The following is a 13891-nucleotide window of genomic DNA, read 5'->3' on the forward strand; positions in this document are numbered from 1 at the left end:
ATCATGATTTTTGGAGCTTAGGTCACGGAAAAGTAATTCCACATGGGATTTACGATGCTCAAGAAAATCGAGGATATATAACATTAGGCAACAGTAAAGATACCAGTGAATTTGCTTGTGAATCTCTGAAAAGTTGGTGGAGGTTGGTATCCATTTCCCTATTTGTATACCCTAGATAAAACTCAAATTTTAATACCGCGATCGCGACAGTAAAAAAGAGTATTATTTAGTAACAAATTTGTGACAAGATTCAACACTTCTGGTCAAATATATACTTAAGTTAGTTACTCATTATCAGATATTTGATTTCGCCAAGCTTCACAGTTATGGTAACTTCTCACAAATCATATAGGATTGCTATATTTTACTAAAATCTCTAACAACCAACCACTAACAATTACCACTCAGTGATTACAGTCACAGTCCCCAAAGACTGTAATCACTCAGCAGTATGGAAAAATAGTGCATATTTGAAAGTCAGGAGACTTTGGTGAGGTTGGGGAGATGAGAGTTGGGATTTTGGCAACAACGGCATTATTATTGACACTTGGTTTCAGTGCTCCAGGGAAAGCGGAAAATGCAGAGCATCTTAAGCAGTTACTTGAAACCAAAAATTGTCCGCGATGCGACTTGACGGGAGCAAAACTAGCAAGATTTGACCTTAGCGGTGCCAATCTCAGCGGTGCGAACCTAAGCGGTGCTAACCTCAAAGGAGCGAATCTTAATGAAGCGAAGCTGAATCAGGCAAATTTGAGTAAAGCTAACTTGCAGAGTGCTACTCTGATTGGAGCTAGACTGCACGGTGCAAATTTGAGTAAGGCTAACTTAAGCCGTGCTAATCTGACTCTGGCAGGCATGGTGATTGCCAATCTGGAACAGGCTAATCTCAGGTATGCGAATTTGTTGGGTGCAAATTTGGAAAGTGCAAATTTGGTGGGTGCAAATCTCAGGAATACTCGCCAATCTACCGCGAATTTAACTAATGTCACTCTTAAGGGCGGTAGTTTAATGGGAATGGAAGTAATGGGAGTTAACCTGCGAGATGCAGATTTGACTGGTGCGAATCTCAGTGGCGCAAATCTGGGAGGTTCGGATTTGACTGGTGCGAACTTAAAAGATGCTAATATCGCCAATGTGGATCTGAGGGATGCGGCGATGCAAGATACGACGATGCCGGATGGAAAACTGAGATCTTAAGTTATTAGAAATTTAGGGTGGGTAGCCTCCACCCTACTATGATGATTTGAGGCTAATTTTTACTCCTCTTCCGGATCTTCTGGAAATCTGATAATGTCATCCTCACCTAGATATTCCCCGTTTTGCACTTCAATCATTACTAGGGGAATTACCCCCGGATTTTCTAGTCGGTGAGGCGTGTTCATCGGTACATAAGTTGATTGTTTTTGCATCAAAATTTGCTCTTTCCCGTCGCAGATAACTTTAGCAGTACCGGAAACGATTACCCAGTGCTCGCTACGGTGATAGTGCATCTGAGCACTCATGTGATGACCTGGTTTTACTTCAATACGATTAATCCGATAACGTTCGCCTTCTTCTAAGATCGTAACTTTACCCCAGGGACGTATCCGAGTAGTCCCATCGCTAGGTAAGGTATCAGTAGGAGTTTGTTGTTCAGTGTCATTGGGAATCATAATCATGTCCGATTAAATACTTGTCATTGCGAGCCAAGCGTAGCGCAGTTGCGAGGTACGAAGCAAGCCCGAAGCAATCCCAACACCTTGCGATTGCTTCGCACAGCGAACAATAACAGATCGCAACTAATATCATTTTTAATTATTATAAAAAAAATCACGCGCCGCCAATTGGTTGCCCCTTCGTAAACCCTCAGAACTAGACTGCTCAACTCCAGCGGGCTCAGTGATACTCGCTCATTCTATTCACAGAATTTAAACCGGAATAGCGAGTATCACTGAAAGCCCGCACAGTCAAGAGCAGGCTAGTGATGCGTGCTAGAACTAAGCGCAAGGACGGCGATCCACCGCCCGGATTGCAAGGCTGTTTACCATTTGTAAGGATACGGAATACCGGGTACTTACGGCGCGTAATTCACTAACTTACTATTAACTTATTGACTTTGGCGGCTGTATTGCATCCGCAGAGCCAAAATGTGTTCGCAAGGGCCTTTGTACAGCTTATTTTGCTGATGCCAATTGCAATTACATTCTGCTTGAATTATACGCTCATCTGCGTCAACTGTCAAGCAGGGATTAAAACTTTTTTCTTTGTCATTCACATTTCCTTGTAAAGTAAATGCACCAGCCGCATCAATATTTGAGGCATTTATCTGGACTGCATTTTGATTTAGAAAACGAGTCGCTTTCTCTTCTCGCTCATTAGCAAAACGTAGGCGTTCCATTGGCAAAGGTTCTCGGCTTAATTCGCGTACCCGATAAACCTGTTTATTCAGATCGTAAATAGCTCTTCCCGCCTGAGTGTAAGCACTTAAAGCGCCTAAAACTGCGGCCCGACTTAACTTAAGTCGCTGGGCCAAACTATCAGGAGTTTCTCGCCAATTTTCCCGCAAAGCATCAAAAATAAGTTGTTGCGTCCAACTATCAACATCAGCACGGGGAGCCATTAAATCAAAGTTACCAGATTTTGACCAATCATTCGCACTCCATCCCGATAATCCCAAGGTAAAGGACATATCGCCTAAATCAGCTACATAAAAGGACGGCATTCCCGTACCTAATAAATGTACGGTAAACTTTTTAGCTACAGGAATTAAACGCTCTAAAATGTGGAGGCGGCGACGACCCCAAACCCGAACTTCTTGTGCTTGCAAACCATGATAAATCGAACGGTGACAAATAATTTCTGTCCCCCAAGGTTCAAAAACGATCCGCACTGGTTCCCCTGGTTTCAGATGGTAACGCAGACTGCGCGGCCCTTTTTTCTCTTTATGGCGACGCAGGATAAAACACATATTATGAATGTCCATCGGATGCAAATCAAATTGCGTCGCAGGTAAGGACATTGCCGAACTAACTTGCAGAAAACCTCTTACCCAACTGTCGGGTAAATCAATTTTAACTTCTTTAAATGCCTCTTCATTAGTAGTTTGAACTTCAAAGCCAGAGGGGTCAACTTGTAGCAAAGTTGTTTTGTAACTGCGAACTTTTTGAAACTCATCATAAAGGGCCGCCGAGTAATCAACATTGGTAGTGCCGCAAGCAAATTCATTGATGTTTTTAAACACCTCGTAGCTTGCACCCAAACGGCCATAACTTGATTCATCCACGCTGAAACATTCAAAGAATACTTCATCTGGATGGACGGTAATTACTGGGTCGAAGACAAAATAAAAGTCTAATTCTTTTTGCCAAACATAGCGGCGGAAAGATTCTCGCGCCCGATAATAAGGTTTTAAACGTTCAGAACGGCGCTGGTAAAATTGGTTTAATTCTGCCTGCAATGGCTGTATTTTTGCTGCTAATTCTTGACGCTGATTGGCGACAAGTTGCCAGTCGATTTCCTCCTGTTTGGCACGCCATTCTTTATAAGCAGTTTTATCTTTGGGCTGGAATCGCATATCGGACACTACGACATCGTGTAAGGCACTAATCGCCTCGCGAAATGCGACATTTTGACGCAATTCTCCGATAAAATAAGTAGGTGGGCGTTTGGTGTCTGGGGAGAAAGACATCTGGGTATTTCCACCCCGTTCGCTAACACCTGAGTTGCCTTTGTAAGAGTAGTTGAATTCCATTGTTTTTCCTCAACTAGCTTGGTAAATTGCGGGTCAATATTTGGGGTTAGGAATAGGCTTGCTCTCGGCCATAGCGGTCTCAAGCCAAGCAGTTTTAGCAATTATTACTTCATGGAGTGCTTCTTCTGGCGTTAAACCAAAAGCACAACAGTATTTTAGATCGGGAATATCGGCAATATAACCCTCATCTTCTTGACTGTAGAAAATATTAATATTAAAGTGATAATCTTTCATGGTTCGTCATCCCACTGGCTGAAAAGATTTTCCAAATATCTTAGGTTCCGGTAAAGGTTTCCCGTCTTCTAATGATGACTCAATCAGAAGTTCTAAAACTTCTTGGGCATTTTTAAGTGCTTCTTGATATGTATCTCCGTGGGTGTGACAGAAATTTCCCCACTCAGGGAGGCTGACAACAAAACACCGATCTTCATCTGACCATTGGATAATTATACTATAGTGACAAATCATTTTATTTTTCCTCTTCTTCTCTGTTAATTTCTTCTATTTTCTGAACTGCATTGTTTACATCTGCCTCCTGGTAAGGTTTAGCATCATTACCATCTTTACCTGAGAGAGTAATTACTCCAGATACAAGAGGATGATACCATTTTGTATGACTACCTTTGCCAGTACGGTAAGTAAATCCTGCTTTCAATAACATACTTTTTAATTCCCTGATTTTTTTTGGCATAACTCCGTTTGCCACGTCATAAACACTAACTTCTGACTTCTACAACTTCTTTCACCTGAATAGGTAAATTAAGCTGCGGATAAACTTTGTGAATTTTTAACATAGTTTGAATCGCAGCGGCCTTATCCCCAATAGCAATTGTAGCAGATTGTCGAGTTAAAATCTCGGCTACAACCATCGCCGCTGCTTCACTTTTTTGCGCTTCTGCATCTAGAAAGGCAAAAATTCTCTGTTTAGCAACTCTACCCCGATTTACGCGCGATAATACGGTGATAAAATAAGGCATTAACTCTCTCAATCGATCGGGATGCTCGACGGCATAACTTTCTAGATAATTAGTAGCAAATAATTGCATATCTCCCGAAGGATGTTCGCTAAATTTTAGCAGATAATCTTGTCCGTAAGCTGCTTGAAAATTACGAGTTACTAAGTTTCGTCCAAATTGGCGCACATCTTCCCGAATGCTATCGCAGATGCTAACCATCACCTCTGGAGTCCATTCTTCGCTAGAAAATTCTGTCTTAAAAGTTTGATGGGCAAATTCCCGCGAATCATCCCATTTTGACTCAAGTAGGCGGACAGCCGCTAACATTTCCTGGGAATTGCTGCGAATGCGATCTAAATTTGCTACAAACATTTTTCGCGCTGCTTCTCGCACTGACAAAATTTCGTGACTAGCCAGCTTAACTATGTCTATTATATCAAATTCTGCTGCCCAAGTTGGGTAATGTACTCCCAGGATAAAACCTCCTAATTCTTGAGTCGCAGAGGATTTAGCTTTAAGCAATCGCAAAGCGGTATTTCGATCGATACTAGACATCCATTCTGGAATGTCTTCTCGCAGTAAACTCACTAAATAGCTGTGAACGCCTTGATGTCTTTCGGGAATCATTAACACATCAATAAACTCAGAGACTAACTGAGTAGCAAAAGCTGGATATTCTCTGCTTAAACGCCGAATAACTGGTCTAATCGCATTGCGAATTTCAGCCACAGGATTAACGGCCATTGCTATTATCAAAATACTCTGAGAACCGATCAAAGTTTCATCGGGTAATTGACCAAATAATCTAACTCCCACTACTCGCACTCGTTCGTAGGGCGATTCTAGTAGAGACTCTATCAAATTCGGGGGTAAATTAGCAGCATTTATTTCGTGATTTAGTAAAATCCGCGCCCCTAATTCTTGAATCTCAGGTAGGGGATGTCTGAGTAAATCAAGGATAATTCCTAATCCTAAATTTCGCAATTGCGGTGTAAAGCTAATTAGCAAAGTTTCGGCGATTTCTTTCGCTATTTCCCCTAATTCGGTTGGTTCTCCTGGGAAAGCTAACAATTCAGCGATAATTCGTGCGATTAATAATCTGGCAGTATTATCATTAATAATGGATGAACTCAATAAGCGACGAGCAAATTGGCGAGTATCTGTTTGTGCGCTAGTCACTAATGCAGCAATAAATTGGCTGTCTTCTAAGAAATATTCCCGCTGTTCTTCTATCCAGCGGTAAGCCGATCTCCGTGCATTTTGAGATACGCAATTGGCAACAGCAAGAACTAATTTTTTGTTGGCTGGCTGTCTGTGATAGCCACCGTTTATGACTAAATTGAAACTGAGTTCGGCTGTAACTTCGTAGGGTTTGCTAAGAAGCTTTATAATTGTGTTAATGTCAATATTTGCACAAAATTGTTGGCAATCTTTTAAAGCTTTAACGGCAAAATGATGAACGGGCTGACAATTACTTTCTAATAACAATTGTAGTAGCGCTTCTGGGTTTTGCTGCCACAGTTGAGGAAATGCTTCTTCTCGAACTTCGGGTTCTGGGTCTCCAGGTTTATAGGTTTCCTGACAACGCCATGCTTTGTTATGGGGAAATAAAACATAGCGGGGACTATTCTCATATAAAATGTGGTTAAATGTTAAATAGCCAGCATAACTATCCCAGTCGCGATTATAATGAATGCGAGTCCAGTCTGAGTAATTCCATACCTGAAAATCGCTGTTTTTAACTTCCCCGGCATCAGCATCGGTATATTGAAGGAGAAGGGTGACAGCCATTTTTATATAATCAGAATCACTTTCTTCACCTAATTGTTTAAGAGTTCGCCAAACCCGCCGTTGTAGATAGTCGCGAGTTTTATTGCTGTAGGCAATTCTCGCACGATCGCTCTCCATTTCCTGGACAAATTCATTGAGTTTAACTCTTTCGTGCTTGCGGGCTTGAGGATTATAATGATATTCGTATTTTCTCAAGTATTCGCCTTCTGGAAGTCGGATATAATTACCATCGCTGCGGAACATTGCCGATTCTTTTTCCAATCGACGAGTAAGAATCGCAAAAACTTCGGCATCATGGCGATATTCAGCCATCTTGAAAATGTGACGAATTTGTTTAAAATAGTTTGGTTTTAGCGGTGCAGTCGATAAAATATTAAGTAGGGCGGGACGCACTGAATTGTTGTCAATTTGATAGATAGTATCGAGGACGGAAAAACGCTGAGGTTCATTGTTATTAAGATAACTAATTAAGGCTGTTGAGAATGCCTCCGCTGAACCATTTTGTGCTATTTCTCGCAATTCTAATGGCAGTTGTGCTATTTTTTCAGAACGCAATGTTGCTTTTGTTTCTTCATCGGATAATTTAACAATTGCTTCCCAGGCGATGCGACCAACAAATTCGGGCATTTTGGGTTCAAGAGGAAGGCGATCGCCATTTACAATTCGCTGAAGTACGGGAATTGCACTCTCATCGCCACACCAACCCAAGGCCCAAGCAATGCAATAATCTCTTAAGCGATCGCCACTACGAAATAATTGAATTAACAATGGCGCAGCTTCCCGGATCTTCAATTCCCCCGCACGCCAGATGGCACGTTCCAAGGGCCATTTACTATTGCCACCACGAGCGAGACGATTGATAATAGCTTGTTTACGCGGATCTCCAACTGAAATCTCTACAACTGTGGCGGTTTGGGGTACAGCAGGCGCAACATTTACCCCTGCACTCGTAACGTCGCGATAGCCTTTTTTAGTCTTTTCCCCAACCAGCTTATCAAATACTTTTTGAGCTTGTGCCAAAGGCACCGCTTTATCAGTTTTTGTCCCTTCTTTGAGGTTCGTACCTCGGCGACCGTAGCGGAAGTTTACCAGATAAAGGTCTTCCCCTACCTGGCACAGATCCACTTCATAAACCTTATCGGAACCTGCTTCCTGGAAATGAAGAGTAGTTTGTTTAATCAGTTTCATCAGATTTACCGCCAGATGCCTTATTTGTCGTTATAGCTTACTCAGAGGAAGATCGGGGAGAGGGGCAGAGCTGTTTCATTTTCCCGAAACCCGTCAGGGACTAAAGTCCCTGCCTAATAGCTGAAGTCGGTTTAAACCGACTCAAATACTAGCTGTCTAGTCGTCTTCAGACGAATTTTGCACTTGAGACAGGGACTTTAGTCTCTGTCAGACTATAGCTTTAAAAGAATGAATCAGCACTGCCTCCGTTTCCCTCACAGCGGGCATTGCAAAAAAATGTAAAAAAATGTTGCATTGTTTCTCTCCTTGTGTTACATTTCTTAATAAGGTTGAATTTAAACGAGGTTCGCGATCATGGAAACTAAAGAAACAACCAAATTGGGCTTTACCGATTTCGCCGAAACTTGGAATGGTCGTCTGGCCATGCTCGGCTTCGCAATTGGCCTTGCTACTGAGTTCCTGACTGGTCAAGGTATTTTGTCCCAGTTGGGCTTGATGTAATCCATTACCCTAGATACTAGATTACGCGCGATCGCCCTCCACAAAGCGCGATCGCCCCACTCTTCACAAAGTCCTCTTCAGATTACCTGAAGGGGACTTATTAATTTTAAGGCGTGGTTGCGGTAGAGAACGGGCTGAGGGTTCGCTTTGGGGAGGTGACTTTAATTTCTTTTAAGCAGCTTATGCAGCTCTAATTCTTGGTGGCAATAATGACCTAACCCAACACCCTCAGCAACTAGGCGCTTAAGGATCGGAGCGATAATCTCTGCCGTAAAATTTTCATTGATAAAAGACAAAATTGCTCGATTCCACCAACCCTTAGAACTCATTATTTCTCAGTTCGCGATCGCCACATTTTTTCCGGCGTAGCCAGGGAAACCGAAGTAATGTCCTACAGCACCTCATGCCATCAGAACTGGGACATTAAATGAAAAAACTAATACTGTCAGGGCTACTGGCCGTATTTGTGGCAACAACTGCACTTGGCAATACCACAACCCCAACTATTGAGCCAATTCGGCGAATGTCAAGCCCCGAAATTCGAGAGACGATTGCTCAACCTACGACCTATATTTTTGAGGGAACTAAAGGGCGAGAACTCACCCTATCTCTGTGGGCGGGAAGCTTGACAGCAGAACTATTTAGCCCCAGTGGTCAAAGATTAGGCATCATTCAAACAGAGGTAAGCCAATGGGTAGGGGTATTACCGGAGTCAGGTCTTTATCGAGTAAGGATCACGCCCAAAAAACAGACAACTAGCTTTGTTTTGGAACGTGACTTTAAAGCAATCTGGTCATATAAACCAGAGCGCCAACTCCCGATGGCGCGAGGAGCAAAAGATACCAGCATTGAACTTAAATTATCCGCCTACGAAATCCAGCCTTTAACAATTCAGGCGAAAGTTGGGCAAACAATGACAGTCACCGCTAAGGATGTAGACGTAGCGATCGAATCTCCATCGGGAGAACTGCTCGATCAAGGCAACGGCGAAGCCTTAGCTAAATTACCTCAATCTGGAGTCTACCGCATTCTGATAGTGGCCAGTAAATCAATACAAACATCAGTTAAAGTTACTCTGCGATAAATTGGTAATTGGTAATTGGTAATTGGTAATTGGTAATTGGTAATGGCTAATGGCTAATGGCTAATTACCCATCCTCCCCATTCTCCCTCTCTTTTCCTCTTTCCCTAGTCCCTAGTCCCTAGTCCCTAGCCCCTTCTTTTCACTTAATATAAGTTACAGGATAATCAGGATTAGCTGGATTACCCATCAACCGCTGATTTTTACAATCCACAAGCAAATCTAACTTCTCCAAAACCACCTGACCAATTAATACCTCATCACCTGTCACCAGTGCATCCTCCGTAGTCCTACGCCCCTCAACTTCAATTAATATAGCCTCCGTTACTCCTACAGTTTCCTGACGACCATCAGCATACTTGACAAGCTGCTGTGCTATAATTCGTAAACCTAGCTGCTCTACTATCTTTGCTGAAATTACTAGGTAAACTGAGCCTGTATCTACTAGACCTTCCGTTTCACACTCACGCAATAGCCGAGGTGCGAGCAAACCTCGACTGACTAGAGCTTCATCTATTGCATTTGTCAGCTTAACTTGAGTGTAAACTGCCCCCATGTTCTTAATTCCATCTAGTTCTAATTTATTTAATTCTTTCATATAAAATTACCTTTCGCTCTTTTCCTACTTAGATTATATGAGTTTTGCTAACTGAGACGCGATCGCACCTTTCTACCAGGAAATAGCGAGCCTACGGCGGACTTCGCCAACACAGCTCCCAGACAACAAGCCCAACAGCCGCAAATAGTTTCTTTCCTCAAATAAATAGCAGTCAGTGCTAGTTTAGAAGTAGAGAGCGAAAAGCCTAACTCCCAAGGGATACAGCAAAAGTCGATCCAGCCGCAGCTCCCCTCATCGGGACAAACAACCGCAACAGTAATGTAAGAGGCAGATATGTCTAAATATGACTCCCAATTAAGATGCTCCTTTTGTGGCAAGTCGCAGGAGTATGTCCGTAAGTTAATTGCCGGGCCCGGCGTGTACATTTGCGATGAGTGCGTGGAACTGTGCAACGAAATTTTAGAAGAGGAGTTTTTTGACTCAAGCAAAGCTGCTGTTGGAACGTCCAACTCAGAGATGCGAGAATCTCTCTCAAACCCCACGCGATCGCAACCACGCAAACCCGGAAAGTCCAAAACCTCTACAACTGCCATTCTCAAACCAGTAGACATCAAGCAACACTTGGACAACCACGTAATCGGCCAACACTCGGCGAAAAAAGTGCTTTCAGTGGCCGTTTACAACCACTACAAGCGTTTGAGTGTCGATCGAGATAAGGCTACCAAGTCTGGCCCTGATGATGCCGTAGAACTCCAAAAATCCAATATCTTACTCGTTGGGCCCACAGGTTGCGGCAAAACCCTCCTTGCTCAAAGTTTGGCGCAAATGCTGGATGTTCCCTTTGCAGTAGCGGATGCAACGACGCTGACTGAAGCTGGCTATGTCGGTGATGATGTGGAAAATATCTTACTCAGGCTGCTACAAGTAGCAGACTTCGATGTAGAAACTGCCCAGCGCGGTATCATTTACATTGATGAAATTGACAAGATTGCCCGTAAAAGCGAAAACACTTCCATTACGCGGGATGTTTCCGGCGAAGGCGTACAGCAAGCTTTGCTGAAAATATTAGAAGGAACGGTGGTAAATGTCCCCCCTCAAGGTGGCCGCAAGCATCCTTACCAGGATTTTATTCAACTTGACACTAGCAAAATTCTATTTATCTGTGGCGGTGCTTTTGTTGGTTTGGAAAAAATAGTTGAACAGCGTCTCGGTAAGAAATCTTTGGGCTTCATTCAGCCACAGGAAGCGGAGGGTGTAGCTAATGGCATTCCGGCAAAGGATAAACGTGCAGCAGATATTTTGCAACACGCACAACCTGATGACTTGGTGAAGTTTGGCTTAATTCCTGAGTTTGTGGGACGGATGCCTGTAGTAACGGTGATTTCGCCCTTAGACGAGGCGGCTTTGATGGAGATATTAACTGAGCCCAAAAATGCGCTGGTTAAGCAATATCAAAAGCTGCTGAAGATGGACAATGTGCAGTTAGATTTTCAGGGGGATGCGCTGAAGGCGATCGCACAGGAGGCCTATCGTCGCAAAACTGGTGCGCGGGCTCTCCGCAGCATCTTGGAAGAGTTGATGCTGGATGTGATGTACGAGTTACCCTCCCGCAAGGATGTGGCTCGATGTACTATCACTAAGGAAATGGTGGAGAAGCGATCGACTGCTGAATTACTCTGGCATCCTGCTTGGCGAAAACAGCACGAAACTGCATAATTCCCAGTTAACAGTTAACAGTTAACCGTTAACCGTTAACTGTTACCAACTTTTTCTCCTTGACTTCCACCGGCGCACTTAAGGCCTCTTCCAAATCAGCACATCCTAATTTTTCCTCTAAAATTGCCATCACTTCGCGGCCGAAATCATTAGAATTTCGCTGCCAAGCATCTAAACAAACTTGCCCAAAAAACGAACCAAAAGGTTCAGGATTCCACAACAACTTCCTGGCATTCCAAGGCATTAAACTCATCGGATCGTAACCAGGTTTAAGAATATCTTTCTTAAACGCATACTCTTCTAAAATAGTATGAGGCTGCAACCCAATAAAGAAAATTGCAGGTTCCACCTTATCAGCGCCAAAAATTCGTTCTAATTCCCGATGATAGGCAATAGTTTGACGAATCGTATCAAAGGTTTCATCAATCACATTAAATGAATAGTTCACCGAAACCAAATCGTTAAAACCCGCCGCCTTCAAATCGCGGCAATTTTCCAAAACTACGCGCAAATTATAACCCATTCGCATCTTTCTAACGAGTTCCTGAGAACCGCTAGTAATGCCAATTTCAAAGTAATTCATCCCCGTTTTCGCCATTAATTCGCACAACTGCGGCGTTAAGTTATCTGCGCGAATATAAGCGGCCCAGTGAATATCAGTCATCCCGGCATCAAGGATTTTCTGCAATAACTCAACAGCATCATCGATGTATTTACGTGCGGGGATAAATTGAGCGTCGGTAAACCAGAAATTACGAATGCCGCGATCGTATAATTGCCGCATTTCTGCAACTACTTCATCCGCAGGATTAATCCGCACTTGCTTACCTTCAATTACTGTATAAATGCAGTAGCAGCAATTATGAGGACAGCCGCGTTTAGTTTGTACGCCAACGTAGAAATCTTGGTCTTGAAAGTAATACTGTAATTCCGGCCAAATGGTTTCAATGTAATCGTAATTACAAGCGGTTTTTTCAATATTAGCTGGCTTTTCGTGAATCAAGCGATCGCGCGGCGTAGTTTCGCCAACAATATAACACCGTTCGTTACTAAGATCCTCACCCCGCAACAATTTTTCTAACAGCGCCTCTCCTTCACCTACGGAGACAATCGTCCCCGGAGGTAAACTGCGGCCCAATTGCTCGTAAAACACGCTGACAGCACCACCACCTACTACTAAACGTGCATCGGGATGATATTTTTGGGCGCGTTTCAACCCCCGTTTGATTAAACCCAAATTACGCCAGAGTTCCGCATAGTAGGAAGTTGCTAACCGCAGTCCCCCTAATGCGCCTCGCATTTTAATCAAAAGATTTTTAGCATAATAAAACTCAAAGGCATTCTGAAGCGGATTCCCACCTCTACCGCCTACTGGTGCGTAAATCTGAATATCTCGCCAAGAGAAAACTAGCAATGTTGGCTGAAATTCATCTACACAAGCATCTAAGGCACTATTAAAATCCAAAGGAGGTACCGCACCCAGATCGAAAATCCGCTGCTCTACACTGGGAAAGAGCTTGTGAACATGATCGGAGAGGTAGACAACCCCTATCGGAAAAATAGGATTACAAGGGAGGCGAACGTAGAGAACTCGGTTTTCCATGATGTTTATTATATCGGAAATTACGAATTTTAGAGGGTTCTTTAATTTCACTCTAGTTATAGCAAGCTTAGTTAGTAGTTAGGGCTTGCTGAATAAGTTAAGAAAAATCGCGTAGGCTCCGCCAGCCGCAGGCATCGCGCTTGATGGGCAATTCAAGCTCGGTGAAACATAACTTTTTGTTTACTATAACTTGCCCAGTTATAGCTTTTGATAATGACTGACCCGTAAATAGGTGTGATTTTCGGTTTGTGACATAAAAACACACAAAAAACCCGTCTTAACCAGGTAGAAAGGTTCATTACTAAAAAAGTAATAGCAATAGCTGTTTGTGAAGTATTATCAAGTTTTGCCATCACTCGATTCAGGCTAAATCTTCTTTTTCCTTGTCCAAATTTGCCCTCAATTGCATTTCTAATTCTTTCATCTTCTGAGGCTTGTTTCTTTGTTTCTTTGCTCACATTAGCTGGTGGCCTTCCTAGCGGAGGCCCACTAATTCTAATTCCTCTTTCTTTACACCAGGCTCGATTTTCTCTCGTCCGATAAATTCGATCTGCATGGACTGATTCTGGATAGTATCCTGTATAATTTTTAAATGCTTCTACTTGTGCTTTCAAGTCTCCTGATTCGTTAAAATTATCCCAACTTATCCGGTCTAAAAATACATATCCTTCAATGCAACTCGCTGACAGTTTTGCTCCAAACTCGACGGGTTTTCCTGCTTTTCCTCTCACAATAGGACGGATGTGCGGTTGACTTAAACTTACTA

General features: G+C 43.0%; 14 protein-coding genes. 5 read left to right on the forward strand and 9 right to left on the reverse strand.

Annotated features, from left to right (window positions below; translation table 11 throughout):
* Positions 1-179: ISAzo13-like element transposase-related protein (locus PN499_RS22570; protein ID WP_417063894.1), on the forward strand; the 179-nt coding region annotated here is incomplete at its 5' end.
* A gap of 325 nt (positions 180-504) precedes the next feature.
* Positions 505-1197, forward strand: coding sequence for a pentapeptide repeat-containing protein (locus PN499_RS22575; RefSeq protein WP_272034831.1), 693 nt, complete (start codon positions 505-507; stop codon positions 1195-1197).
* Positions 1198-1256: 59 nt separating this feature from the next.
* Here PN499_RS22575 and PN499_RS22580 read toward each other — a convergent pair whose 3' ends face one another.
* From PN499_RS22580 to PN499_RS22605, 6 genes are all read right to left on the reverse strand, one after another.
* Complete coding sequence (locus PN499_RS22580) at positions 1257-1652, reverse strand: phosphomannose isomerase type II C-terminal cupin domain (RefSeq protein ID WP_272034833.1); 396 nt, start codon at positions 1650-1652, stop codon at positions 1257-1259.
* Between the two features lie 434 nt (positions 1653-2086).
* Positions 2087-3730 (reverse strand): cupredoxin domain-containing protein, encoded by a 1644-nt coding sequence (locus PN499_RS22585; protein WP_272034834.1) that lies wholly within the window; start codon positions 3728-3730, stop codon positions 2087-2089.
* A gap of 33 nt (positions 3731-3763) precedes the next feature.
* The gene (locus PN499_RS22590) at positions 3764-3964 is read right to left on the reverse strand and encodes a type II toxin-antitoxin system HicB family antitoxin (protein ID WP_272034836.1); all 201 of its coding nucleotides are present in this window, start codon (positions 3962-3964) and stop codon (positions 3764-3766) included.
* 6 nt (positions 3965-3970) lie between these two features.
* Entirely contained in the window at positions 3971-4198 is a 228-nt protein-coding gene (locus tag PN499_RS22595; protein WP_272034838.1) for a type II toxin-antitoxin system HicB family antitoxin, read from the reverse strand.
* A 1-nt stretch (position 4199) separates the two neighbouring features.
* Positions 4200-4421, reverse strand: a complete 222-nt coding sequence (locus tag PN499_RS22600) for a type II toxin-antitoxin system HicA family toxin (RefSeq protein WP_272034840.1) — start codon at positions 4419-4421, stop codon at positions 4200-4202.
* 25 nt (positions 4422-4446) lie between these two features.
* Positions 4447-7665, reverse strand: coding sequence for a WGR domain-containing protein (locus tag PN499_RS22605; protein ID WP_272034841.1), 3219 nt, complete (start codon positions 7663-7665; stop codon positions 4447-4449).
* Positions 7666-8019: 354 nt separating this feature from the next.
* Between PN499_RS22605 and PN499_RS22610 the strand changes: the two genes are divergently transcribed.
* On the forward strand, positions 8020-8166 hold the full coding sequence (locus PN499_RS22610; RefSeq protein ID WP_272034844.1) for a chlorophyll a/b-binding protein: 147 nt from the start codon (positions 8020-8022) through the stop codon (positions 8164-8166).
* 427 nt (positions 8167-8593) lie between these two features.
* Positions 8594-9250 (forward strand): hypothetical protein, encoded by a 657-nt coding sequence (locus tag PN499_RS22615; RefSeq protein ID WP_272034846.1) that lies wholly within the window; start codon positions 8594-8596, stop codon positions 9248-9250.
* Between the two features lie 139 nt (positions 9251-9389).
* Here PN499_RS22615 and PN499_RS22620 read toward each other — a convergent pair whose 3' ends face one another.
* Positions 9390-9845, reverse strand: a complete 456-nt coding sequence (locus PN499_RS22620) for an aspartyl protease family protein (RefSeq protein ID WP_007354961.1) — start codon at positions 9843-9845, stop codon at positions 9390-9392.
* 294 nt (positions 9846-10139) lie between these two features.
* On the opposite strand from PN499_RS22620, the gene clpX reads away from it, so the two are divergent.
* The gene (gene clpX / locus PN499_RS22625) at positions 10140-11522 is read left to right on the forward strand and encodes an ATP-dependent protease ATP-binding subunit ClpX (RefSeq protein WP_272034848.1); all 1383 of its coding nucleotides are present in this window, start codon (positions 10140-10142) and stop codon (positions 11520-11522) included.
* Between the two features lie 28 nt (positions 11523-11550).
* Here clpX and PN499_RS22630 read toward each other — a convergent pair whose 3' ends face one another.
* Both PN499_RS22630 and PN499_RS22635 read right to left on the reverse strand, forming a co-directional pair.
* Complete coding sequence (locus tag PN499_RS22630; RefSeq protein ID WP_272034850.1) at positions 11551-13125, reverse strand: photosystem II high light acclimation radical SAM protein; 1575 nt, start codon at positions 13123-13125, stop codon at positions 11551-11553.
* 152 nt (positions 13126-13277) lie between these two features.
* Positions 13278-13891, reverse strand: a 614-nt coding sequence (locus PN499_RS22635; RefSeq protein WP_272034852.1) for a transposase, incomplete at its 5' end; no start/stop codon positions are given.

This window comes from Kamptonema animale CS-326 (assembly GCF_028330895.1).
In the GTDB taxonomy this organism is placed as follows: Bacteria; Cyanobacteriota; Cyanobacteriia; order Cyanobacteriales; family Microcoleaceae; genus Kamptonema; species Kamptonema formosum.